The sequence below is a fragment of the Pseudomaricurvus alkylphenolicus genome, assembly GCF_011683955.1.
GTDB classification, from domain to species: Bacteria; Pseudomonadota; Gammaproteobacteria; order Pseudomonadales; family Cellvibrionaceae; genus Pseudomaricurvus; species Pseudomaricurvus alkylphenolicus.
On the sequence record NZ_JAAQPI010000011.1, the window covers coordinates 146,401 to 171,415 of the forward strand.

23 protein-coding genes and 1 pseudogene are annotated in these 25,015 nt (G+C 55.6%); 19 read left to right on the forward strand and 5 right to left on the reverse strand.

The annotated features are described in order from the left end of the window. Positions 1-88: 88 nt before the first annotated feature. The 5 genes from HBA55_RS24625 to argE all read right to left on the reverse strand — a co-directional run bounded on the left by HBA55_RS24625 (position 89) and on the right by argE (position 6,735). Complete coding sequence (locus tag HBA55_RS24625) at positions 89-832, reverse strand: Crp/Fnr family transcriptional regulator (RefSeq protein WP_166996885.1); 744 nt, start codon at positions 830-832, stop codon at positions 89-91. A 225-nt stretch (positions 833-1,057) separates the two neighbouring features. Beyond that, the gene (gene ilvD / locus HBA55_RS24630; RefSeq protein ID WP_166996887.1) at positions 1,058-2,893 is read right to left on the reverse strand and encodes a dihydroxy-acid dehydratase; all 1,836 of its coding nucleotides are present in this window, start codon (positions 2,891-2,893) and stop codon (positions 1,058-1,060) included. Positions 2,894-2,954: 61 nt separating this feature from the next. Beyond that, positions 2,955-3,992, reverse strand: coding sequence for an AraC family transcriptional regulator (locus HBA55_RS24635; protein ID WP_166996889.1), 1,038 nt, complete (start codon positions 3,990-3,992; stop codon positions 2,955-2,957). Between the two features lie 167 nt (positions 3,993-4,159). After that, the gene (gene argA / locus HBA55_RS24640) at positions 4,160-5,533 is read right to left on the reverse strand and encodes an amino-acid N-acetyltransferase (protein WP_338109452.1); all 1,374 of its coding nucleotides are present in this window, start codon (positions 5,531-5,533) and stop codon (positions 4,160-4,162) included. A 53-nt stretch (positions 5,534-5,586) separates the two neighbouring features. After that, positions 5,587-6,735, reverse strand: a complete 1,149-nt coding sequence (argE, locus tag HBA55_RS24645; RefSeq protein WP_166996891.1) for an acetylornithine deacetylase — start codon at positions 6,733-6,735, stop codon at positions 5,587-5,589. A gap of 171 nt (positions 6,736-6,906) precedes the next feature. Between argE and HBA55_RS24650 the strand changes: the two genes are divergently transcribed. From HBA55_RS24650 to ureG, 19 genes and pseudogenes are all read left to right on the forward strand, one after another. Further along, complete coding sequence (locus tag HBA55_RS24650; RefSeq protein WP_277345698.1) at positions 6,907-8,307, forward strand: aminotransferase family protein; 1,401 nt, start codon at positions 6,907-6,909, stop codon at positions 8,305-8,307. Then, positions 8,285-8,824 (forward strand): hypothetical protein, encoded by a 540-nt coding sequence (locus HBA55_RS24655; RefSeq protein ID WP_166996893.1) that lies wholly within the window; start codon positions 8,285-8,287, stop codon positions 8,822-8,824. The genes HBA55_RS24650 and HBA55_RS24655 overlap by 23 nt, the downstream gene beginning before the upstream one ends. Before the next feature lie 125 nt (positions 8,825-8,949). Further along, positions 8,950-9,978, forward strand: a complete 1,029-nt coding sequence (locus HBA55_RS24660) for a carbon-nitrogen hydrolase family protein (RefSeq protein ID WP_166996895.1) — start codon at positions 8,950-8,952, stop codon at positions 9,976-9,978. A 52-nt stretch (positions 9,979-10,030) separates the two neighbouring features. Beyond that, the gene (locus tag HBA55_RS24665; RefSeq protein ID WP_166996897.1) at positions 10,031-11,044 is read left to right on the forward strand and encodes a phenylacetaldoxime dehydratase family protein; all 1,014 of its coding nucleotides are present in this window, start codon (positions 10,031-10,033) and stop codon (positions 11,042-11,044) included. A gap of 200 nt (positions 11,045-11,244) precedes the next feature. Continuing rightward, positions 11,245-12,231 (forward strand): AraC-like ligand-binding domain-containing protein, encoded by a 987-nt coding sequence (locus HBA55_RS24670; protein ID WP_166996900.1) that lies wholly within the window; start codon positions 11,245-11,247, stop codon positions 12,229-12,231. Between the two features lie 195 nt (positions 12,232-12,426). After that, positions 12,427-12,768: a hypothetical protein gene (locus tag HBA55_RS24675; protein ID WP_166996901.1), complete on the forward strand. Its 342-nt coding sequence runs from the start codon at positions 12,427-12,429 to the stop codon at positions 12,766-12,768. 178 nt (positions 12,769-12,946) lie between these two features. Beyond that, complete coding sequence (locus HBA55_RS24680) at positions 12,947-14,113, forward strand: porin (protein WP_166996903.1); 1,167 nt, start codon at positions 12,947-12,949, stop codon at positions 14,111-14,113. 49 nt (positions 14,114-14,162) lie between these two features. Continuing rightward, positions 14,163-15,422, forward strand: a pseudogene (gene urtA / locus HBA55_RS24685) (urea ABC transporter substrate-binding protein). Positions 15,423-15,518: 96 nt separating this feature from the next. Continuing rightward, a complete protein-coding gene (urtB, locus tag HBA55_RS24690) occupies positions 15,519-17,162 on the forward strand; it encodes an urea ABC transporter permease subunit UrtB (RefSeq protein WP_338109454.1) in 1,644 nt (547 codons plus the stop codon). After that, positions 17,159-18,319 carry an urea ABC transporter permease subunit UrtC gene (urtC, locus tag HBA55_RS24695; RefSeq protein ID WP_166996906.1) on the forward strand — a complete coding sequence of 387 codons (1,161 nt, stop codon included), beginning with the start codon at positions 17,159-17,161 and terminating at the stop codon, positions 18,317-18,319. Before urtB ends, urtC begins: the two co-directional genes overlap by 4 nt. Before the next feature lie 56 nt (positions 18,320-18,375). Continuing rightward, entirely contained in the window at positions 18,376-19,149 is a 774-nt protein-coding gene (urtD, locus tag HBA55_RS24700) for an urea ABC transporter ATP-binding protein UrtD (protein ID WP_206019966.1), read from the forward strand. Further along, a complete protein-coding gene (urtE, locus tag HBA55_RS24705) occupies positions 19,146-19,841 on the forward strand; it encodes an urea ABC transporter ATP-binding subunit UrtE (protein ID WP_166996910.1) in 696 nt (231 codons plus the stop codon). The genes urtD and urtE overlap by 4 nt, the downstream gene beginning before the upstream one ends. A gap of 2 nt (positions 19,842-19,843) precedes the next feature. Beyond that, entirely contained in the window at positions 19,844-20,761 is a 918-nt protein-coding gene (locus HBA55_RS24710) for an urease accessory protein UreD (protein ID WP_206019959.1), read from the forward strand. 27 nt (positions 20,762-20,788) lie between these two features. Beyond that, positions 20,789-21,091, forward strand: coding sequence for an urease subunit gamma (locus HBA55_RS24715; protein ID WP_166996912.1), 303 nt, complete (start codon positions 20,789-20,791; stop codon positions 21,089-21,091). A 12-nt stretch (positions 21,092-21,103) separates the two neighbouring features. Then, positions 21,104-21,427: an urease subunit beta gene (locus HBA55_RS24720; RefSeq protein WP_166996925.1), complete on the forward strand. Its 324-nt coding sequence runs from the start codon at positions 21,104-21,106 to the stop codon at positions 21,425-21,427. Continuing rightward, positions 21,424-23,136 (forward strand): urease subunit alpha, encoded by a 1,713-nt coding sequence (gene ureC / locus HBA55_RS24725; protein ID WP_166996928.1) that lies wholly within the window; start codon positions 21,424-21,426, stop codon positions 23,134-23,136. Before HBA55_RS24720 ends, ureC begins: the two co-directional genes overlap by 4 nt. A gap of 27 nt (positions 23,137-23,163) precedes the next feature. Next, on the forward strand, positions 23,164-23,604 hold the full coding sequence (gene ureE, locus HBA55_RS24730; RefSeq protein WP_166996930.1) for an urease accessory protein UreE: 441 nt from the start codon (positions 23,164-23,166) through the stop codon (positions 23,602-23,604). Further along, a complete protein-coding gene (locus HBA55_RS24735) occupies positions 23,585-24,253 on the forward strand; it encodes an urease accessory protein UreF (RefSeq protein WP_166996931.1) in 669 nt (222 codons plus the stop codon). Before ureE ends, HBA55_RS24735 begins: the two co-directional genes overlap by 20 nt. Positions 24,254-24,278: 25 nt before the next feature. After that, positions 24,279-24,932 (forward strand): urease accessory protein UreG, encoded by a 654-nt coding sequence (gene ureG, locus HBA55_RS24740; RefSeq protein WP_166996933.1) that lies wholly within the window; start codon positions 24,279-24,281, stop codon positions 24,930-24,932. Positions 24,933-25,015: the final 83 nt, after the last annotated feature.

A 25,015-nucleotide genomic window follows, 5' to 3' on the forward strand; every position in this document is an offset into this window, starting at 1 on the left:
GTTCCCGCCGGTGCGATCCGCGGGCGGGGGCACCGATGTGGCTCACGAGGCCACATCAACCGTTGCTCTTCTATCGTTTCTTCTCTTTTCAGTCTTCGTCGCGATCGGCGGCTACCTGTTTCAATCCTTCCAGGTCCAACAGTTCGATCTTGCGGTAACCCAAGTCGATCAAGCCTTCGGACTGCCATTGTTTGACCGCTTTGTTGATGTGCTGCCGACTGACGCCCAGGGAGGCGGCGAGCTCTTCCTGGGAGACACTGATGGTGAGCGCAGATTCCTGCAGCTGTTGTTGGCTCTCGCTGACAAACAGTAATCGGCGAGCGAGTTGTTGGCGCAGCTCCAGGCTGTGGGCATCCTGGTGCATGTTGATAAGGATACGCATGCGGCGGGCGAAGTATTGCAGCATGGATTCGGTGATTTCGGGGTGTTCGCGCGTTAATGCGTCATAGTCCCGCCGGTTCAGTACGGCGACGGTGCAGTCGGTGCTGGCGATGGCAAAGTTCTGCCTGGGCTGTTGGTCGACGAAGCTGAGATCGCCGAAGCTGCTGCCGTGCGGGAGTGTGGTGATGGCGACGTCTTTCCCGGACTCGGTGGTGTTGGTGATGATCACCGTGCCTTCGATAAGGGTGTAGATTTCAACGATTTGGGAGTGGAGGGCGTAGATTTGGTCCTGGCGTTTGTACTGGCGGGTGGTCATGGTGTCCAGGACCTTTTGCTGCAGGTCTTCTCTTAGCCCGTAGAGCCATTGTTGCGTTGATTTTAATGGGTAGTTTTTGAGTTCTGGCTGCATCTGGGGGACGTCCAGGCATGGTGCCAGAGCAGCGTTCGGCATTTGCTGCTGCGACACGCTCAAGCACATCCATGTGTCGCTCTGCTGCCGCCATCCCTGGCGGCAGACGGTCGCCTCAGCAAACGCCGAACGCCGCTCCTTTGTAGTCGTAGGGTGGATTAGCCGCGCAGCAGCGTAATCCACCGTTGTTGACCGGAGCTTTGGTGGATTACGCCGCTTCTCGGCTAATCCACCCTACGAACATGGTAGTGTTTCCGAATTACTCTCTTAGTCTAACTGACTCAGATCTCTGACTGCACCTTTGTCCGCACTGGTCGCCAGCTTAGCGTAGGCCTTAAGCGCGGCACTGACTTTACGCGGGCGTTCCTTGACAGGTTTCCAACCCAGTTTGTCTTGTTCGGCTCGGCGTTGGGCCAGTTCTTCGTCGCTGATCAGTACGTCGATGCTGCGGTTGGGAATGTCAATTTTGATGCGATCACCGTTGCGCACCAGACCGATGGCACCGCCGGCGGCGGCTTCCGGGGAAACGTGGCCAATGGAGAGGCCGGAGGTTCCGCCGGAGAAACGGCCGTCGGTCAGCAGAGCACATTCTTTGCCCAGGCCTTTGGATTTGATGTAGGAGGTGGGGTAGAGCATTTCCTGCATGCCCGGGCCTCCGCGGGGGCCTTCGTAGCGGACGATGACGATGTCGCCGGCTTTGACCTTGTCGTCGAGAATGTCGCGCACGGCTTCGTCCTGGGATTCGGTCACGTAAGCGCTGCCCTCGAACACGAGGATGGATTCGTCAACACCGGCGGTTTTTACCACGCAGCCATCGAGGGCGATGTTACCTTTGAGGACCGCAAGGCCACCCTCCAGGCTAAAGGCGTTTTCCAGGGAGCGGATGCAGCCATTGGCGCGGTCGGCGTCGAGGCTGGGCCAGCGGGTGGACTGGCTAAAGGCAACCTGGGTGGGAATGCCCGCCGGGCCGGCTTTGTAGAACTCCATCACTTCGGGGCTCGGACTGCGCATGATATCCCACTGGTCCAGGGCGTCCTTCATGGTGGCGCTGTGAACGGTGGGCAGCTCGGAGTGCAGCAGGCCGGCACGATCGAGTTCACCGAGGATAGCCATGATACCACCGGCGCGGTGAACGTCTTCGATGTGGTATTTCTGGGTGTTGGGGGCGACCTTGCACAACTGCGGAATTTTCAGTGACAGACGATTGATGTCGTCCATGGTGAAGTCGACCTCGGCCTCTTGGGCGATGGCCAGCAGGTGCAGAATGGTGTTGGTGGAGCCACCCATGGCGATGTCGAGGGCAACACAATTCTCGAAGGCTTCGAAGGTGCCGATGGAGCGGGGCAGAACACTCTCGTCGTCATTTTCATAGTAGCGTTTGGCCATGTCGACAATGGTGCGGCCTGCTCGCAGGAACAACTGCTCGCGGTCGGCGTGGGTTGCTACAACGGTGCCGTTGCCTGGTAATGCCAATCCGAGGGCTTCTGCAAGGCAGTTCATGGAGTTTGCAGTGAACATACCGGAGCAGGAACCACAGGTCGGGCAGGCGCTGCGCTCAATCGCATCTACCGTCTCGTCTGAGACATTATCGTCCGCCGCAACCACCATGGCGTCAACCAGGTCGAGTTTGTGATCGGCGAGTTTGGTCTTGCCGGCTTCCATGGGGCCACCGGTGACGAAGATCACAGGGATGTTCAGGCGCATGGAGGCCATCAGCATGCCCGGGGTGATTTTGTCGCAATTGGAGATACACACCAGGGCGTCGGCGCAGTGGGCGTTGACCATGTATTCGACGCTGTCGGCAATGATGTCTCGCGATGGCAGGCTGTAGAGCATGCCGTCGTGACCCATGGCGATGCCGTCGTCTACAGCGATGGTATTAAACTCCTTGGCGACACCACCCGCTTTTTCGATTTCCCGGGCCACCAGTTGACCCATGTCCTTCAGGTGAACGTGCCCGGGCACGAACTGGGTAAAGGAGTTGGAAACGGCGATAATCGGCTTGTGGAAATCCTCGTCTTTCATCCCGGTGGCGCGCCACAGGGCGCGGGCGCCGGCCATGTTGCGACCGGCGGTGGATGTTTTGGAGCGATAGGCGGGCATGGAGTCACCTCGGCAAAGTCAGGACTAATCAATCAGGCCCGGCATTTTAGCAGACTTTTCTCTATTTACCTGTCTGGATTTGTTGGTCTCGGTACTCGTTGGGCGTGCACTGAAAGTGCCGGCGGAAAGCGCGGCGAAAGTTGCCCGCATCCTGGTACCCCAGGAGGGCGGCAATAGCCTCAACGCTGGTGTCAGTATCACACAGATAGTGATCGGCCCACTCCATCACTACTTGCAGGCGCAGGTCACGATAGCTCTGTTGTTCCTCATGCAGCCGCCGAAGCAGGGTGCGCTCCGATAATGCCAGGTGTCTGGCGACTTCGTTGAGGTCGGGCAGTGGTGGGCGTTTGCCCCGCAGCAGGCTGAGGATATGCTGGCTGTATAGCTGACGGTCGCGGCTGTTGAGTTCGGTCATCAGGGCCAGTGAGTTATTTCGGCCGCGCTCCCAAAGCGCCTGGTTAAAATAGGGCGAAGGGGCTTGCGTCAGGCTTCGGGGAATGTCGATACCGCTGGAGTCGGCGTCAAATTCGCAGGGACAATGGAAAGCCTCCTCGTAGCGTTTTGAGTATTCGGGCTCTGGGAAGGAAAACCAATAACGGCCCTCGGTGAAGGGGCGTCCCAGTACCAGTTCAATGGCATTCTGGAGGCTGAGAATCATAACTTCGTGCTGAGTTCGCCGAGTGCTATCCAGCGAACTTGTTTCCCGGGCTCGCAGGCGAAGCTTTTTCAATCCAACCCAGACCTCCATCTCAATGTATTCCGCCTGCAAGCGACTGAAGTCGCCAATCGCCTGCATGACCTCCATCAGGTTGGGCGCTGCAATCGCGGCGAACATGGCCTCACCGCTCATCATCAGGTTGGGGTGTCGACCAAAACGCAGCCCCAATCCAGGGTCGTTGCTGGCTTCCAGGGCATTTTCCAGCAGGCGATTGAAATCCTGCAGCGGCATCTGGGGTTGTTGCAGGATTTGGTTGGCCTCCAATTGCAGGCCTTTGAGCAGGGCGGGCCAGGGGTCACCTAGTGGAGATAATTCGCGGGCAATCAAGCGAGCAAAGAGTGTGGAAATTCGAGGCATAGTGTCCGGAGGAGTGTTTTTCAAATTCGGTGACACTTGGCATTAAATGACACCCTGTTGGCAAGCTTAACACTGGGGGCGCTCAGAGGTAAGGGTACCAATATTCGCTGAATCCAATCAGGCGGAGAGCGATATGCCTCAAACTATGAAGGCTTCGTCCCTTAAAACCGGAGAAAGCGGGTTAAGCGAAGCTAAAGCGACTTAATAAACACCTTGGAGTTGCGCTGCAGATTGTACAGATCCTGCTTTTGCGACGGCAGTCGCTCCAGAGAGGCTGCGGCGAACCCCTTTTCCATAAACCAGTGAGCGGTCTGTGTGGTGAGCACAAACAGCTCGCCGATACCATCCTGTCGGGCCCGGGATTCTATCGCTTCCAATACTGTCGCCGCGCGCCCGCCTTTTTGGTAGTCGGGGTGGGTGGCAACACAGGCGAGCTCTGCCATGTCGGCATTGGCCCCGCCGGGATTGTCCTCGAACGGGTACAGCGCGGCACAGGCGATAATGGCCCCGTCTTTTTCCAGCACGGTAAAACGCTCGATCTCCGCTTCCAGACGCTCGCGCGAACGCCGCACCAGAGCACCTTGTCGCTCCAGGGGTTCGATGATTTCCAGCAGGCCACCGACGTCGTCGATGTTCGCCTGGCGCACGGATTCGTAGTTGTCCCGGTGTACCAAAGTGCCGCTGCCGTCGCGGGTGAACAGTTCCTGCAGCAGGGCGCCGTCGCGGCTGTAGCTGATCATTTGGCTGCGTGGCACACCGCCCTGGCAGGCATCAAAGCAGGCCTGCAGGGATTGAGACGGCTGATCGCGGGTTGCCAGCTCCTGGAGCTGTTGTTCGCACTCTTTCAGACTTAACTGGCGCAGCAGCTCTCCCTCCGGTGTGCGGCAGCCGTCCCGGGAGGAAAACGCCACCAGCTTATCGGCCTGCAGCGCAATCGACACGCTTGTCGCCACTTCTGCATAACACAGGTTGAACATCTCACCGGTGGGTGAATATCCCAGTGAGGAGACAACCACAATCGCATTGTTATCCAGAGCTCGATTGAGTGCTTCAGCATCCACCCGGCGCACCTTGCCGGTGTGTTGCAGATCAACGCCATCAATAACACCTATGGGGCGTGCCGTCACATAGTTGCCGCCCACCACGCGGATGTCCGCACCGTGCATTGGAGAGTTGGGTAACCCCGTAGACAATGCCGCCTCAATGCCAAAACGAACCTCGCCCACCGCCTGCGCTACTGCGCCGATCTGGTCATGCCCGGTTACCCGCCACTGGCGGTGGAACCGGGAAGGCAGATTTTGTACTGCCAGGCGGGCATCAATCTGCGGGCGTGCTCCGTGCACCAGCACCAGTCTTACCCCCAGGCTGTTGAGCAGAGCGATGTCGTGCACAATATTGGAGAAGTTTTCCTCTGCCATAGCCGCACCGGGCAGCATCAGTACAAAGGTCTTACCTCGGTGCGCATTGATATAGGGCGAGGACTGGCGAAACCACTTCACGTAATCATCGAGATCGCTGTTTACCGAGTCGTGTTTCTGTGGCTGGCCTGGGGTGTTGCTGGTCACTTTGGTTCCTTGGTGTGTGAAATTGCCGGTTCCCCCGAAGAGGGAAAGCATCATTATAAGCAGAATTGGCGGATCAAGGCTTTTAAGGTCTCGACGGCGGGTTTGATCTGCTCTGTGGGAATGAATTCGTTGGGCTGGTGGGCCTGGTCGATACTGCCGGGACCCATCACGATAGTTTCCATACCCAGCTGCTGCAAATAGGGGGCCTCGGTGGCAAAGGCGACACTGGCGGCATGGTGTCCGGTGTGGCTCTCAACCGCTTTCACCAGCTCCGAATTTGCCGGCTCTTCGTAGGCCGGTACGCCGCCAAACAGGGTTTGCCGCTGTATGCGACTGCCGCTGCGTTCAGCAATTTCTGACAGGCGCAGGTCAATTTCTCCTCGCAACGCATCGTTGTCCATACCGGGCACGGCCCTCAGGTCGAATTGCAATTCGCAATGGCCGCAAATCCGGTTGGGATTATCGCCACCGTGAATACAGCCGAGATTGAGGGTGGGTACGGGAATGGCAAAGCCCGGGTGCTGGTAGCGTTGTTGCAACTGTTGGCGATAGGTTATCAGCTCACTGATCACCTGATGCATGGACTCCAGCGCATTGTTGCCGAGACTCGGGTCGGAAGAGTGCCCGGACAAACCTTCAATTTGTACCGATTCCATCATAATGCCCTTGTGCATGCGGATCGGTTGCAGGCCCGTGGGTTCACCAATCACCGCGTAGCGGGCCTTGGGCCGACCCATCTGGGCGAGTGCGCGGGCACCGCTCATGGAGCTCTCTTCGTCTGCGGTGGCGAGGATGATTAATGGCTGTTGTAGGGGAGTCTCCGAGAATGCCCGAGCGGCTTCGATAGCCACCGGGAAAAAGCCCTTCATATCAGTGGAACCGAGGCCGTACCAGCGGTTATCCCGTTCCTGAAGCTTAAAAGGATCACTCTGCCATTTGCCGTCATCGTAGGGCACCGTATCGGTGTGCCCCGACAGTACCAGCCCACCCGGACCACTGCCGAGGGTGGCAATCAGATTGCACTTTTTGCCATTGCCGCCGGGGACATCGAGGATCTCACAGTTGAAGCCCAAGTCCCTCAGCCAGGTAGCCAGCAGTTCGACCACAGCGCGGTTGCCCATATCCCAGGATGGCGTATAGCTACTGACGGACGGCGTTGCCACCAGTTCCTGGAGTTGGTCAAACAAATTGGGCAGGGGCATAACAGTCAGCCTTGGGTTTAAACGGAGTTCAAGCCTAATGTAACAGAGTTTGGCAGTGATGACAGGCCAGGCTGGACTGATGGAAGCCCGGCTGCTGGTTCTACTGGCGGGGGGATGGTGTTCTCTACTATAGACGCTGCAACAAACACCGATCTGTCAGTGGAGGTAGCCATGTCTGATCTCAATGCCGCCGAAGTCATCAATCAGGATCGCCAGCACGTCTGGCACCATCTGACTCAGCACAAAACGCTGGAGCACACCGATCCCATGGTGGTGGTCCGGGGTGAGGGTATGCGTGTTTGGGATGCCTGGGACAATGAATATCTGGATGCGGTATCCGGAGCGGTATGGACGGTTAATGTGGGTTATGGGCGTACCGAGATAGCCGATGCCGTTCGCGATCAATTGGTGTGCATGAACTACTTCGCGCAGTCGGCCGGCAATGTACCGGCTGCGCAATTCGCCGAGCGACTGCTGGGAAAAATGCCGGGCATGAGCCGTGTGTATTATTCCAACTCCGGTTCTGAAGCCAATGAAAAGGCGTTCAAGATGGTGCGCCAGATTGCCGAGAAGAAGTATGGTGGCAATAAGCGCAAAATACTGTTTCGCGAAAGGGATTACCACGGTACCACTATTGCGTGCCTCAGTGCGACGGGACAGTTTGAGCGAAAAAATCAGTATGGTCCGTTTGTGCCGGAGTTTGTGGAGGTGCCTCACTGCTGCGAATATCGCTCCCAATGGGGAGAGGTGGATGACTATGGTATTCGTGCGGCCAACGAAATCGAACGGGTCATTCTGGAGCAGGGACCCGAGACCATTGGTGCGCTGTGTTTAGAACCTATTACGGCCGGAGGCGGTGTGATCGAGCCACCGGCAGGTTATTGGCCCCGAGTGCAGGAGATCTGCAAGCAATACGACATTCTGCTGCATATCGATGAAGTGGTTTGCGGTATGGGGCGAACCGGCACCTGGTTTGGCTACCAGCACTATGGCATCGAGCCAGACATTGTCACCATGGCGAAAGGATTGGCGTCCGGTTACGCCGCCATCTCATGTACGGTTACCAACGACAAAGTATTCAACCTGGTGCAGGATGATGATGGCGATGGACGTATGGACTATTTTCGCGATATCTCCACCTTTGGTGGTTGCACAGCGGGACCCGCTGCTGCACTGGCCAACCTGGAAATCCTGGAACGGGAAAACCTGTTGGAAAATGTTCAGATCCAGGGCGTCTATTTACAGGAACAATTGCAACGCTTGATGGAGAAACACCCATTGATGGGAGATGTGCGCGGCAAAGGTCTATTCGCAGGATTCGAGTTGGTGAAAGATCGAGTCAGCAAGGAGCCTGTGGATGAAAGTGTATCCGCCAAAGTTGTAGGGCTTTGCATGCAACAAGGAGTGATTATCGGGCGAACCAATCGCTCCTTCCGCGACTATAACAACACCATCTGCCTGGCCCCGGCGCTGATTGCAACACGTGAAGACATTGATGTTATTATCGATGCCATCGACCAAGCGCTGTTGCGAATTGGGGAAGAGGGAATTGAGCCAAGTATTACGAGCTGACCAAACACTTCGAACTGACATCGCCGGCTGGGATGGAAAGTCTTCCGCTGATATCGAAAAGCTCTACCTGAAGCATAACCCGTCTGCGGAGCTCGTGGACGGGTTGCTGAGTTTAATGGCAATACCGGAAACATCAAAGGGCTCCAGCTGGTTGCTCAAGCATCACCTGGAAAACGGTGGTTCGCTAGAGGTTCAACAACGGGCTGAGCTGATTAAACAGTTGCTGCCGATGGATGATTGGCAAAGTCAGCTGCATCTGTTGCAGTGTCTCCCCTATGTGACATTTCCCGCTCGCCAGAAAAAGAAAGTTGAGCGTTTTCTGAGAGGCTGTCTGGGTTCCGAAAACAAGTTTGTGCGAACCTGGTCCTACAATGGTTTCTATTTGCTGGCGGATCAGTTCCCGGAATACCGCGAAGAAGCACAACAATTTCTGCAAATGGCCCTCCGGGATGAAGCCGCGTCTGTGAAAGCTCGAATCCGCAACATCATCAAGCAGGGGGCCGGTTGGTTAAAATAAGGCCTCCTCTGCGCGGATAGACAACTTTTAATACCTTTCTGATTAAGTCGCCAAAGCCCACCTTGACTACTATAGCTCTGTCAAAACGATAACGGCCCGCTACCGTTTTATAGGAGCACACCTCAATGACTCAAGCGCAGCAGTACAAAGCCGCCGTGGTCCAAGCCGCACCAGGGTTTCTGGATCTAGCCGCGAGCGTGGACAAGACCATCACACTGATTGAACAAGCCGCAAACCAGGGTGCTTCAGTGGTCGCCTTTCCCGAGGCATGGATTCCGGGTTACCCCTGGTGGATCTGGCTGGGATCACCTGCCTGGGGGCTTAAATTCGTCCAGGCTTACCACCAAAACAGCCTGGTAAAAGACAGCCCGGAAATGGATCAAATACGAGAAGCTGCCCGTGCCAACAGCATCATGGTATCTCTCGGAGCCAGCGAGCGTGATCACGGTTCACTGTATCTGGCGCAATTTTTGATTGGAGCTGACGGCAACCTGATTCACGCGCGCCGCAAGCTTAAGCCCACCCATGCAGAACGCACGGTATTTGGCGATGGTGACGGCAGCAGTCTGGAGGTGCATGACACACCATTGGGACGGATCGGTAACCTGTGTTGTTGGGAACATCTGCAGCCATTGACCAAGTACGCAATGTTCTCCATGCACGAGCAGGTGCATATCGGTGCCTGGCCCTCGTTTACCTGCTATCCCCAGGCCTACAGCCTGAGTGCGGAAATGAATATGGCCGTGTCTTCAGTGTATTCGCTGGAGGGACAGTGTTACTTCCTGGCGCCCACCGCAGTGGTGTCTCAGGGCATGCTGGATGTACTGATTGATTCTCCCGATCAGCAGGAACTCTTTGGCGGCGGCGGTGGTAGCGCCATGATCTATGGTCCGGACGGCAAGCCGCTGTGTGAACCCATTGATCCGCAACAGGAAGGCATGCTGATCGCCGACATTGACCTTGGCGCTATCGCCGTCGCCAAGTCCTTTGCTGATCCCGTCGGGCACTATTCCCGACCCGACGTCACTCGCTTATTGCTCAACAAAAAACCGGCCCCACCGGTGCAGGAGTTGTATGTGCCCACTGCCATTGCACCGGATCTGGAAGTGCTGGAAGAGCCGGAATTGACCGAGAGCGCCATCGTGGTTGACTAGCTGCGCTCGTCAGCAGCATCCTCTCTATTCAAACACACAGCGTTGAGTTGCCATGCCACAAGCCAATATGCCTAAAGATTGGGAACCACCGGCTCCCGCCTGGAGCGCCAGATTCGACAAGCGCGTCACCCATGTTGTCATCGGCTACTTTGCCGTTCAGCAGCGGCAGTCGCAAACCATTGGATTTCATCACTGGTTCCATCAATGTCTGCAACAGTCTGGTGCACCTGAGCGGGTGGAACGAGGCAATTTCACCGACAATCAAGACTGTTACAACGATGTGTTTATTGCTTACTGGACCGATGAAGGTGCATTCGAGCGCTGGCGCAGCAGCGATATATTTCGCAATTGGTGGGACGCCGCAGAACGGAAGACGGAAACGCAGGGTTACTGGTGCGAGATTCTTCGTGTGCCGGTTGAACGACTGGAAACCCTGGCCTCTTCTGAAAGCCAGGATGGCGTTTCTGCAGCTGCCCCCACTATTGAGGGGCCCATTCGAGAGCACGGGTATTGGGGGGGCGCCCGTGATCGACTGGCCGCCAGCGCCAGCGACGATCTTGCAACGGAAGTGGAAAGCTTGTCGGGCAAGGTCGTTGACAGTCACGGACAACGATTGCAGATTCGGCCGCCACACAACCTCTGCCTGCTGCGTTCGGCGCAGAACTGGAGTGCCTGCCAGGGCGAGGAACGTGAGGTCTATACCCAAAAGGTGCATCCGGTACTGCAGCAGGGTATGCGCTATCTGGTGGAAAACCCTGAAGAATCCGGCTGTTGCAGCTGTCGTTTTATGGACGAAACCAGCGTCGCAGGTGAGGTCCAGGACAAAAGCTTCGGTATGGTCTGGTTTCTCAGCCTGGAGCACCTGGAAACCTGGGCCAAGACCCATCCCACTCATTTGGCCATCTATGGTGAATTTATGGCGATGGTGGAGCGGTTTAACTTTCAGACGGCCCTGCAGCTATGGCATGAAGGGGTTGTGGTGGAGGCGCAGCACGCCCACTTCGAATACGTGAACTGCCATTCGGCGACTGGCTTGCTGCCTTATTTTGATTCAGTATCAATTTGATGGGTTTATATAAGCGAAAGCTTTTAGAGCCAGCGGCGCCTTCGGAGGCCAAATTGCGGCTTGGGACCGTGGTTAGACCCGCAGCCATAAAAGCCAGGCGGATTCCCTGGCACCCCCGGCCCGCTGCGGAATTGACAGCATCATCGCCCAAGCCGTACATTAACCGGGTACCCACTCCGGTTTGTGCTGCGGTTGACGAAATGCCCACTCACCTTCTTCATGCTGATCATTCATTTACCACGGCGGGGCTTAAACCCCGGGACCAGTTCGAATACTGGCGTGAGCTGGTATGTGATGAGTTTGTGCAGCTGGACTGTGAACGCGCTGATCGGGGTGCCTTCAGTGGCGAAATCCGCAGCGACAAGTTGGACCGGATCCAGCTTTCAGAGGTCTCCTCCGACCCGCAGCACGTGGTGCGCTCCAATCGTCAGATCTCCCGCTCCAGCGAACGTGAGTTTCTACTGAGCCTCCAGATCAGTTCGACCGGTGTCGTCCGCCAGGGCGGCAGAGAAGCCGTACTGCAGCCCGGGGATTTTGCTATTTACGACAGCGCCAGGCCCTATACGCTGGACTTCCACCAACCCTTCCAGCAACTGGTGTTGCAAATTCCCCATGAGGTTCTCTCAAACTACCTGAAGTCGGCGGAAGACTGCACCGCTATCGCCATCTCGGGGCAGAGCGGCGCCGGTTCTCTGGTTTCTCAGTTTCTTTCCTCGGTGGCCGGGCGTACGCGGGAACTTGATCAGGTCAGGCCCCAGATTGAAGACAATATCTTTAGTCTGCTGTGCATGAGTCTTGGCAGCGCCAAGGAGTTACAGGCGGTGGATAGCCGCTCTTCGGTTATGGTGGCACAGCTGGAGAAAATAAAAGTATTTATCGAAAACAATCTGCACGATGAGCGTTTGTCGCCGCAGTTTGTGGCCGATGCGTTCAATATATCCAAGCGTTATTTGCACAAGCTGTTTGAACTGGAAGAAATGCCCGTAGCGCGCTTTATTCTTCAGCGACGCCTGGAACAGTGTCGCCAGCATCTGTTAGATCCGCGTTTTGCCGGCCAACGAATCGAGCAAATTGCCTTTCGCTGGGGCTTTAACAGCTCACCGCACTTCAGCAAGGTATTTAAGCAATTTACCGGGTTATCACCCAGGGCCTATCGAAATCGCCATTTTGGCAAAGCCACGCACTAGTCTCGCAAACCTGAAGCTTTTCTAACAGCTCTTCAGATTCCCTTCTTCTCTCCCGCAATAGTCTCAGGGGTAATGAGCCTCGGGTCGCTTATGACCGGTAATTATACCCAGTTATCTGCCCGGGTTATCTCCCGTCATTGACTATAATTTCAGAGACAGCGTGTACGCTTGGTCCATCGAAAAGAGGTAGCCTTAATGAACACGATCGAACTCGACTGCTGGCACAAAGAAGCCGGTGCAACACAATCCACACCCGTAGGGATGATCAGCTTTCGCGTCAGTGAGAGCACACATCTGGAATTGGAAAAAGCCGAGGAAGAGCTGAAGACCCATCCGCATGATGACTTGATGCTGGAAGTGGATCCTCGTCAGATGGAAATGCAAACCCCCCGGGAAATCGGATTACTCTCGGACTGCCAGCTCAGGGTCTATCTGCATAAAGACGATCTCCGCGGTCATTTTCATCTGGTCGGTCACCGTGCTGCAGATGGCAGCCTGGTGTACAGCAACGCCGTGATGGTGGACCAGCTGGGCTGATTTTCTGCTGCTCGAACGACTCACTGGCGGCGATTCCGATGCCGCCAGTTTCAACGCTATACGTCATTTGACGTACCCCACTGGGCCAATTGCCCAATAGTGACCTCCCTCCCCCCTGTGAATAATAAGCTTCGAAAAAAGGCGGTATCAGAAACATCATCACAGACTGGGGAAGGTTATGAGCAAGCAAGAAAACGGGATCATTCGATCCAAAAATCCAATTCGACTGGCCGTAGCGGCCGCAGCGCTGGCTATGGGTGGGCTGTCTGCTCCGGTATTAGCGGGTGGCAAGGTTGCCATTGACGATACCAAATGGCTGAGTGTCGGGGCCGGCTTCCGCGCCCAGTACGATTCAGTTGAAGACGGCGCCAACGGCGGCGAAGACCGCAGTAATGAATTCACCATGAGCAACATGCGCTTGTACCTCTCCGGTCAGCTGCATGAGATGATCAAGTTCACCTTCAACACCGAAAAGCTCGACGGCGAAGACATCGAGGTTCTGGACGCGGTTGCCCAGTTTGAGCTGAGCCCCGCCTTTAACATCTGGGTTGGCCGCATGCTGACCCCGGCGGATCGTATCGAAATGAGCGGCCCCTTTTATGCACTGAGCTGGAACCAGTACCGCCAGCCGCTGTACGCCTCCGACCAGGGCGGCGAGGCCGGCCGCATCGGTCGTGACGAAGGTATTACCCTGTGGGGTTCCATGGGTAAATTCCAGTACGCTATTGGCGCTTTTGACGGCCTCGAAGGTGGTGCCAACCAGTCGGACGAACTGCTCTACGCCGGTCGTTTCGCCTACAACTTTCTCAATAAGGAAGACAATCCGGGCTACTACACCAGCTCCACCTACTACGGCAGCCTCGGCAATATCTTCACCCTGGGTGCGTCCTTCCAGAGCCAGAGCGACGGTGTGGGTAGCGAAGGCGAGGCCGGTGACTTTACCGGTTACACCCTGGATTTGCTGTCGGAAACCGTACTGGACGGTGGCGGTGTGGTAACCGTGGAAGCGGAATACAAGGACTTCGATGCGGATTACACACTGGCCACCACACCCACATCCGGTGATTGTTTCTGCCTGTTTGACGGCGATTCCTGGTTCGCCACTGCCGCCTATCTGTTCCCTGCTGAGGTGGGCCCCGGCAAGTTCCAGCCATACGTGCGGTTTGTGGAAAACAATCCATCGGACGCCGACTCCAGCGACGCCACTGAGTTTGGTCTCAACTACGTAATCTCCGGCCACAACGCCCGCCTCAATATCAACTTCGTCGATGGTGATGCCAACGCCAGCGGTTACGCGGGTGCTGACGTCAACAGCTTCACCGTAGGTGTGCAGGTTCAACTCTAAATCGAATTCAAGGAATAACATTATGAAACTGAAAAAACTGGCTACCACCATGGCGCTCAGTATCAGCGCCTCCATGTTCTCCCTGGGCGCACTGGCCGCGGACACCATTAAAGTCGGGGTGTTGCACTCTCTGTCCGGCACCATGGCGATCAGTGAAACTACGCTCAAAGATACCGTTCTGATGATGATCGAAGATCAGAACAAAAAGGGCGGTCTGCTCGGCAAGAAACTCGAAGCGGTAGTTGTAGACCCCGCTTCCAACTGGCCTTTGTTTGCGGAGAAAACCCGCGAACTGTTGGACCAGGAAGAGGTGGACGTAATCTTCGGCTGCTGGACCTCCGTATCCCGTAAATCTGTTTTACCCGTGATCGAAGAACTGAACGGGCTGATGTTCTACCCGGTACAGTACGAGGGCGAAGAGTCCTCCAAGAATGTTTTTTATACCGGCGCCGCACCCAACTAGCAGGCCATTCCTGCGGTGGACTATCTGATGGAAGAGGCCGGTATCAAACGCTGGGTGTTGGCGGGTACCGACTATGTTTATCCTCGTACCACCAACAAAATTCTGGAAGCTTACCTGAAGTCCAAAGGCGTTAAAGACAAGGACATCTTGATCAACTACACGCCGTTCGGTCACTCCGACTGGCAGGGCATTGTATCCAGCATCAAGAAGTTCGGCAGTGCCGGCAAGCCTACCGCCGTGGTCTCCACGATTAACGGTGATGCCAATGTGCCTTTCTACAAAGAACTGGGTAACCAGGGAATCAGTGCAGAAGATATCCCCGTGGTGGCTTTCTCTGTCGGTGAAGAAGAACTTTCCGGGTTTGATACCGCCCCACTGGTGGGCCACCTGGCGGCCTGGAATTATTTCCAGTCTGCGGAATCTGATGCGAACGAAGAGTTTATCGCCAAATGGAAAGGCTTTATCAAGGACGAAAAGCGCGTAACCAACGACCCTATGGAAGCCACTTACGTTGGCTTTAAAGCCTGGGCCAAGGCAGTGAAGAAAGCTGGTACTGTGGACGTGGATAAAGTGCGTAACGCGCTCTACGGCATCAAGGTGAAAAACCTGACTGGTGGCGTGGCTGAAGTACTGCCCAACCACCACTTTACCAAGCCGGTGCTGATTGGTGAAATTCAGGAAGACGGTCAGTTTGAAATCGTTTCCCAAACGACGGAAGTACCCGGTGATGCCTGGACCGACCATCTGCCAGAGAGTTCCAAGATTATTTCCAATTGGCAAGATCCGAGCATTAACTGCGGTAACTACAATACCAAGACCAAAAAGTGTTCCGGTCAGAATTACTGATCGCTCTTAAGTTCTTTCGTTTCACTTTCTAAGTGATTTAAGCCGGAATGGCAGACGCCGTTCCGGCCGTTTTTTGAAGACCAGTGAGGATAGACCGTGGTTCGATCGATACCCATCTGGATTCTGTCTCTATTGCTTTGTTTGAATGCCGGCAGGTTGGCAGCCGAAGACTTTGATGCAGTCGTGGAGACACACCCCGTTTACGAATTGCTTTTACAGCTCCCCAAAGCCAGTTTTAAAACAAAAAACCAGGTGCTGAAGGGCCTGCAAAAGCTTTCCGGCAATGACGCCGTACCCATCATGGAAATGTGGTTGGCCAGTGAACTCTATTACGACAAGGCCAGTCGTCAACAAATCTACAGAGTCAGTAAGAATGCCGAGGGCAAGTTCGACATTGCTCGACTGTTAAGGGCGGATATTTCTTTGGTCCCCACCCAGTCCATCGATAAAAAATTACTGAAGAAAGTACGCACAAACAACAAGCTGCGCAAAGCACTGCGTGAGGCGATCGCCCGTACCACGCTGGTTAACGGCAGTGAATCCGAGCGCTTACAGGCCGTTAATGCGATGCTGGCGACCATTAATTCGGACTCTGCACAGCTGATTGAAGCGGCGCTGGAAAACGAAAAATCCGGCGAAGTTCGCGAACTGATGCAGGTGGCGCTGGCGCTTCATTTGTTGATAGACGGTACACCTGAACAACAGCTGTCGGCACTGCCGCAACTGCAGGAGCGTCTTGAGCCCGCTGTTAGATCTGCACTGAACAACGCGCTTGAAAGCGCGGAAGCAGACTCCAGACTCAGCCTTGCCCTGAGTAACACCCTGCGCAAAATCGAAGACCGCATTGAATTCTATGGGCTGGTGGAAAAGCTGTTCTTTGGTCTCAGTCTGGGTTCAGTGTTCCTGTTGGCAGCCATCGGTCTGGCCATCACTTTTGGGGTGATGGGGGTGATCAATATGGCCCACGGCGAAATGATCATGCTCGGTGCCTACACCACTTATGTGGTACAGCTGTTGATGCCCAATCACCTGGAGTATTCTATTCTGGTGGCGATTCCCGCCGCGTTTGTGGTGTCCGGTTTGGTGGGTGTGGCCATTGAACAGGGCGTGATTCGCTTTCTGCACGGCCGGCCGCTGGAGACATTACTGGCGACTTTTGGTATTAGCCTGATTTTGCAGCAGCTGGTCAGAACCATCTTTACCCCCCTAAACCGTCAAGTGGCCTCACCGGAGTGGATGAGCGGTGCCTTGGAGCTCAATCCGGTGTTATCCCTGACCTATAACCGACTTTACATCCTGGCATTTTCGCTGCTGGTGTTCGGGATCCTGATGTATATCTTCAAGAAAACCAATTTGGGCTTAAACGTTCGTGCGGTATCGCAAAACCGTGCCATGGCCAAAGCCATGGGTGTTAAAACCCAATGGGTCGACGCCATGACCTTTGGGCTGGGCTCCGGTGTCGCGGGCGTCGCGGGTGTGGCGCTGAGCCAGTTAACCAATGTGGGACCCAACCTGGGGCAATCCTATATCATCGACTCGTTTATGGTGGTGGTGTTTGGCGGTGTGGGTAACTTGTTGGGAACACTGGTGGGAGCTTTCTCGCTGGGTGTCACCAATAAGTTCCTGGAGCCGGTCACGGGTGCCGTACTCGCCAATATTCTGGTTTTGGTGTTTATTATTCTGTTTATCCAGAAGCGGCCCAAAGGGCTGTTTCCCCAAAAGGGGAGGGCAGCCGAATGAGTTTTCTGCAGCGTGCATTAAATGCCGGCCGCTTTGGTCGCCAGAGCACCACCTGGGTGGTGGGGTTGCTGTTTGCGGTTACCCTCTACGCCTCGGTGTGTAACCTGCTGCTGCCACCCGAGTCCATGTTCTACGTCAGCACTTATACCATTACCTTGCTGGGCAAGTATCTATGCTTTGCATTGCTGGCTTTGTCGGTGGATGTGGTTTGGGGCTACTGCGGTGTACTCAGTCTCGGCCACGGTGCTTTTTTTGCTCTGGGCGGATACGGCATGGGCATGTACCTGATGCGCCAGATCGGTGATCGTGGTGTCTACGGTAACCCGGAATTACCGGATTTTATGGTGTTTCTGAACTGGGATACTCTGCCCTGGTATTGGTACGGTATGGATCAGTTCTGGTTCGCCATGCTGATGGCGGTGGCAGTGCCTGGTCTGCTGGCATTCGTATTTGGCTGGCTGGCATTCCGCTCTCGGGTGACCGGTGTGTATCTGTCGATTATGACCCAGGCGCTCACCTATGCCTTGATGTTGGCATTCTTCCGCAATGAAATGGGTTTTGGTGGCAACAACGGCCTCACTGATTTCAAAGAGTTGCTGGGTTTTGATTTGCAGGCGGATACCACCAGGGTGGCATTGTTTGCGGTAACGGCCATGCTGCTGGCGCTGGCGTTTTTGGCAAGCCGATTTATCATGGACTCGCGCTTTGGTCGCGTCATTGTTGCCATTCGCGATGCCGAACCGCGTACGCGCTTTGTGGGTTACCGCACGGATCATTATAAGGTCTGGTTGTTCGTTTATTCCGCAGCACTGGCGGCCATTGCCGGCGCCCTCTATGTACCCCAGGTGGGCATTATCAATCCCGGTGAGTTCTCTCCCATCAACTCCATTGAGGTGGTGGTGTGGGTAGCCGTCGGTGGTCGCGGCACCTTGTACGGCGCTATCGCAGGCGCTCTGCTGGTGAATTACGCCAAGACCCGTTTTACCGCGATCATGCCTGATGGCTGGTTGTTTGCCCTGGGGGCTCTGTTTGTCTGGGTGACCCTGTTCCTGCCTCAGGGGCTCGCAGGTTTTGTGGAAAAACAGCTGGCGCGTTTCAAATCCTCATCGAAAACAGGCTCTTCAGCTTCGGACTTGGTTGAGGAGGCAAGCTCATGACCATGTTGGAATCCACCCGTGAGTTTTGGCGCCGGGATCAGGTTTGGCCGGTGCTGATGGACGACGATGTTAAGGTTGACGTGTCCAAACAAGTCATCCTCTATGTGGAAGGTTTGAGTGTCAGCTTCGATGGCTTTAAAGCCCTTAACGACCTTAATCTGTACATCAATGACGGTGAGCTGCGCTGTCTGATTGGCGCCAACGGCGCCGGTAAAACCACTCTGATGGATGTGATTACCGGCAAGACTGCCTGTGATACCGGCACGGTGTATTTTGGTCAGACCATTAACCTGCTGAAACACAGTGAGGCGGAAATCGCTCAGCTGGGCATCGGGCGCAAATTCCAGAAGCCGACAGTGTTTGAGGCTCAAACCGTTTGGGAAAACCTGGAGCTGGCTCTCAAGGCGAGCAAGGGCATCTGGTACAACCTGCGGGCCAGTTTGTCCGCCAGCGAACAGGATCTGATGCTGGGCATACTCGATACCATCGGTCTGCAGACACAAAGCAAGCAGTTGGCGGGAGCCCTCTCGCACGGACAAAAACAGTGGTTGGAAATCGGTATGCTATTGGCCTCTCAACCCAGACTGTTATTGATCGACGAACCCGTTGCCGGTATGACGGCGCAGGAAACCGAACGCACCGCTGAGCTGCTGACCTCCCTGGCGGGTGATCGCACGGTGGTGGTGGTTGAACACGATATGGAATTTGTGCGCAGTATTGCCCGCACTGTGACCGTCTTGCATCAAGGTTCTGTCCTCGCCGAAGGCACTATGGACGATGTGCAGAACAACCGTGACGTCATCGAGGTGTACCTGGGGGAAGAAGCATGATCTCCATTAATAAGGTTAACCAGAAGTATGGTGGCACGCAAATCCTCTGGGACCTGGATCTGGATATACAGCAAGGCAGCCGTACCTGCATTATGGGTCGTAATGGTGTGGGCAAAACCACCCTGTTGAAATGCCTGATGGGGTTATTGCCGATCAACAGTGGCGAGATTCGCTACCAGGGCCAGCCCATTCACGATAAAACCCCGGAGTCCCGCGCACCCATGGGCATAGGCTACGTGCCCCAGGGGCGGGACATTTTCCCGCTGCTGACGGTGGAGGAAAACCTGCGCATTGGACTGCCCTGTCGTCAAGATGGCCTTAAGACCATCCCCGACAAAATTTACCAGCTGTTCCCGGTACTGAAAGACATGACCCACCGCCTGGGCGGTGACCTGTCCGGGGGGCAGCAACAGCAGTTGGCCATCGGTCGGGCCCTGGTGACGGACCCTCAGGTGTTGATTCTCGACGAGCCCAATGAGGGCATTCAACCCAACATTGTTAAGCAAATTGGCGATGTTCTTCTAAAGTTAAACGAGGAAGATGGGCTGACGGTGATCCTGGTGGAGCAAAAACTGGGGTTCGCCCGGCGCATTGGCCAGGAATTTCGGTTGATGGAAAAGGGCAGGGTAGTGGCCAGTGATCGCATGGATAACCTTAACGATGACCTGATCAAGCAGCATCTGGCGGTATAGGCGTGGCAAATTCTTCCACCAATAACGCGGTACGGCAAGCTGAACAGGCCACCACCCCGGCCAGTGTCAGTCATATTGGCCACTGGCCCGCCAATCTTGAGCTGCAATTTGCCCGGGGTGCCAGAGGCACGCGGCTGGTGCGCAATCGCCATCAGGGCCCGCTCTACGTTCAAAGGCCTTTCTACCCGGAGGGCCCTGATCTACCCCATGCCTATCTGCTTCACCCTCCGGGCGGCATTGTTTCGGGAGATCGATTGCAGGTTAAGGTGCAGATGGAGGCTAATGCCCGGGCATTGTTGACCACGCCTGGCGCGGGCAGGGTCTACCGGGCCCGGCCAGACCGCGCCCTGCAACATCAGATCAATGTTCTCCGTATTGATGCCGGTGCCAGCCTGGAATGGCTGCCCCTTGAGACCATTGTCTTCCCCGATGCCCGTACCCGTCTGGAAACCCGGGTTGAGTTGCAGGGCGACGCGCGCTTTATCGGTTGGGAGGTGACCTCGCTGGGACTGCCGGCCTGTGAACAGCATTTTGATCGCGGTGAGCTGAGCCAGCGTTTTTCTGTTCACCGCGATGGCATTCCGATGGTGCTGGAGCAACTGCGCCTGGACGATCAGCATCGCAAGCTCTATCAATCGGCGGCAGGAATGCGTTCACAACCGATCAACGGGTTATTTGTTGCCGGGCCCTTCGCCGCTTCTGACCTCCAAGAAAATCAGATGGAGGCACTTCGCCAATTGCCAGAGCCCAATGGACGGGATTATATCGCGGGTATCAGCCTGACCGGTGAATTTGCGCTGGGACGTTACCTGGGCTCCTGCTCCGAACAGGCCCGCCTGGTGTTTGAATACTGGTGGCAACAACTGCGCCCCGTGTTGTTGCAGCGCGAGGCCTGTCGCCCGCGCATCTGGTTTACCTGAGAACTTTTTCGATAACGAGAAACTGCTATGGAACTGCTGCCTAGAGAGAAAGACAAGCTGCTGGTGTTTACCGCGGCACTGTTGGCCGAACGTCGTCTTAATCGTGGCCTTAAGCTTAACTACCCCGAAGCGGTGGCGCTGATCACCATGGAAATTATCGAGGGCGCCCGTGACGGCAAAACGGTGGCCGAGCTGATGAGCTACGGCAAGGAAATCCTCAGCGCCGATCAGGTGATGGACGGAGTGGCCGAAATGATTCACGAAGTACAGGTGGAAGCCACGTTCCCCGACGGTACCAAGCTGGTTACCGTTCACGATCCGATTAACTGAAAGGAGCGCCCAATGATTCCCGGAGAAATACAAACCGGCAGTGGCGAGATCGAGCTCAATGTTGGCCGTGAAACTCGCACATTACGAGTAGAAAATATCGGAGACCGCCCGGTGCAGGTGGGTTCCCACTACCACTTTTTCGAGGTGAATCCAGCACTGAAATTTGATCGCGACAAAGCCCTGGGGTTTCATCTGAATATTGCTTCGGGCACAGCGGTGCGTTTTGAACCCGGTCAGGGGCGCGAAGTGGAATTGGTGGCGTTTGCCGGTGACCGAAAAATCTTTGGCTTCCGGGGTGATGTCATGGGCGACCTTCCAAAAGGAGCGGCATCATGAGCAAAATGGACAGGCATGCTTACGCCCATATGTTTGGCCCCACGGTGGGCGACAAAGTCCGCCTGGGTGACACTGAACTTTGGATCGAGGTGGAAAAGGACTACACCACTTACGGCGACGAAGTTAAGTTCGGTGGTGGCAAAGTCATTCGCGACGGCATGGGACAGAGTCAGCGCGCTTGTGGCGACACGGTGGATCTGGTGATCACCAATGCGTTGATCCTGGATCACTGGGGCATTGTTAAGGCGGATGTCGGTATTAACGACGGCCGCATCGTCACCATCGGCAAGGCCGGTAACCCGGACGTACAGGATGGTGTGGACATTGTTATAGGCCCGGGCACAGAGGTGATTGCCGGCGAGGGTTCTATACTGACCGCCGGTGCCATCGACGCCCATATTCACTTTATCTGCCCACAGCAGGTGGAAGAAGCATTGATGTCCGGCATTACCACCATGATTGGCGGCGGCACCGGCCCGGCGACTGGCACCAATGCCACGACCTGTACGCCAGGCCCCTGGAATATCGGCAAGATGCTGCAGGCGACCGATTCCCTACCCATGAACCTGGGGTTTCTCGGTAAGGGTAACGCCAGTCTACCCATCGCTTTGGAAGAACAGCTGGAAGCCGGTGCCTGCGGACTGAAGTTGCACGAAGATTGGGGTACGACTCCCGCCTCTATTGATTGCTGCCTGACGGTGGCGGAAAAATATGATGTACAGGTGGCGATTCACACCGACACACTCAATGAGTCCGGTTTTGTCGATGATACGCTCGGCGCGTTTAAAAACCGGGTGATTCACACCTACCACACCGAAGGCGCCGGTGGTGGTCACGCCCCGGATATTATCAAGGCTTGTGCGTCACCTAACGTCTTACCCTCGTCCACCAACCCGACTCGCCCCTATACCATCAACACCATCGACGAGCATCTGGATATGTTGATGGTCTGCCATCACTTGGACCCCGGCATTCCGGAAGACGTGGCCTTTGCGGACTCTCGTATTCGCAAGGAAACCATCGCTGCCGAAGACATTTTTCATGACCTGGGTGCCTTCAGTATGATCTCGTCGGATTCCCAGGCCATGGGCCGGGTGGGGGAGGTGATTACCCGTACCTGGCAGACCGCGCACAAAATGAAAGTTCAGCGGGGGCACCTGGCGGGCGAATCCGAAAGCGATAATCTTGCCGATAACTTTCGCGCCCGTCGCTATGTCGCCAAGTACACCATTAATCCGGCCATCACCCACGGTGTGTCCGAGCATGTCGGCTCCGTCGAGGCGGGTAAGCTCGCTGATCTGGTGTTGTGGAAACCGGCGTTCTTTGGCATCAAACCGTCACTGATTATCAAAGGCGGCATGATTGCCGCAGCGCCTATGGGCGACCCCAATGCATCCATTCCAACGCCACAACCCGTGCATTACAGACCCATGTTCGGCGCCCATGGACTGGCGGCGGCAAAGACGTCGTTTACGTTTACCTCTCAGGCGGCCCTGGATGCCGACGTGGGGACAAAGCTGGGCTTACAACGCCAATTGCTGGCCTGCACCAATACCCGTACGCTTACCAAAGCCGACATGATTCTTAACAACTGGATGCCCCACGTCGAGGTGGATCCGCAAACCTACGAGGTGCGGGCTGACGGTGTTTTACTGACGTGTGAACCGGCGACCGAGCTGCCGTTGGCGCAGCGTTATACGCTGTTTTAAACATCCGGTTCTAACAGGAGAAGCTTTTTGGACGTATATCAGAGACTGGGCGTACAAACCGCAACGTCGTTTGACGATGTCATTGTATTGACACAGGAGCAGCGGGACAAAGGCCGGCTTAAGGCCGAGGCAAAAAGCGGCGCAGAGGTCCGCATTTTTTTGGAGCGGGGCAAGCCACTGCAAGTGGGCGAACTGCTGCAAAGTGATTGCGGAAAACAAATTCTGATTGAAGGCGCGGAAGAAGAAGTCACTTATGCGGAGTGTGATGATTGGCATACCTTTGCCAGAGCCTGTTACCACTTGGGCAATCGCCATGTGAAATTGCAGGTGGGAGAGCGCTGGCTGCAAATGACACCCGACCATGTATTGGAGGAAATGTTGGAAGGCTTGGGCCTCACGGTGTCCCGCCGCCGCGCTGTGTTTGTGCCCGAGTCCGGAGCTTATAGCCATGGCCATCACCATCACTGATACCGGCTTGCTGCGCTTATTGCAGCTCAGCAGTGTCAGCCTGCCGGTTGGCGGATATGCTTTTTCACAGGGGCTGGAATACGCCGTCGAGGTGGGTTGGGTGCATTCTTTGGACTCTTCCCGTGAGTGGCTGCAGCAGCAATTGCAGGATGCGCTGGCGAGAGTGGATCTGCCGATATTGTTCCGCGCCTATAACGCCGTTGATGAGAGTGAGGTGTTTTACTGTGATCAGTTGGCGTTGGCCTGCCGGGAAACCCGTGAGTTGCGTTTAACCGATACGGCGATGGCCGAGGCAATATTGCGACTATTGCCGAATCTGGGCGTTGACGACTTATTGCCGCCGGCACCGGAACACAGCTTTGTGGTGGCCTTTGCAAGGGTGGCTAAACAGTGGAACGTCTGCCAGGATGCTGCCTTGCTCGGTTACGCTTGGGCATGGCTGGAAAACCAGGTGGCAGCGGCCACGAAACTGGTGCCTTTGGGGCAGACCCAGGCGCAGCAGTTGCTCAGTGATTTACAGTTGGCTTTGCCGCCGGCACTGGAGCAGGCAAAGACGCTGGAGGAAGAAGACATAGGCGCATGCCTGCCGGCGCTGGCTATTGCCAGTGCCCAACACGAAACTCAATACACACGATTGTTTAGATCCTGATAACTTTTTCATGGAGGACATTACCATGACAACAACTCGACCCAAACAAACCCTGCGCGTGGGCGTGGGTGGTCCGGTAGGTTCCGGCAAAACGGCGTTGCTGCGAACGCTTTGTTCGGCCATGCGGGATTATTACAATATCGCGGTGGTGACCAACGATATTTATACCCAGGAGGATTCGCAGTTTCTGACGCGCCATAATGTGCTGGATGCGGATCGGATTATCGGTGTAGAAACCGGGGGCTGCCCGCATACGGCGATTCGAGAGGATGCGTCGATGAATCTGGCAGCCATTGACGAGTTGCTAAAGCGCCACGGAGAGTTGGATGTGGTGTTTGTGGAGAGCGGCGGCGATAACCTGAGTGCGACCTTCAGCCCGGAGCTCTCCGATCTGACCATTTACGTTATCGACGTTTCTGCGGGCGACAAGATTCCCCGCAAGGGTGGTCCCGGTATCACCAAGTCGGATTTGTTGATCATCAATAAAACGGATCTGGCGCCTTTGGTGGGTGCTTCTTTGGAGGTAATGGATCGCGACGCCAAGAAGATGCGTGGTGAGCGTCCGTTTGTATTTTCGAATCTGAAGGCGGGTCAGGGTATCGATGACATCATCAACTTTATTATCGACGCCGGCATGCTGCCACCCAAAGAGCTGCCGCCGGCCAAGGCGGTTGTTTAAGTGCCAACCCCTAATTTCCAATTCTTTGCTCAAGGACGTTCTATTTAAGGACTTCGACTTGATCGTCAAGACAACAGTATCGT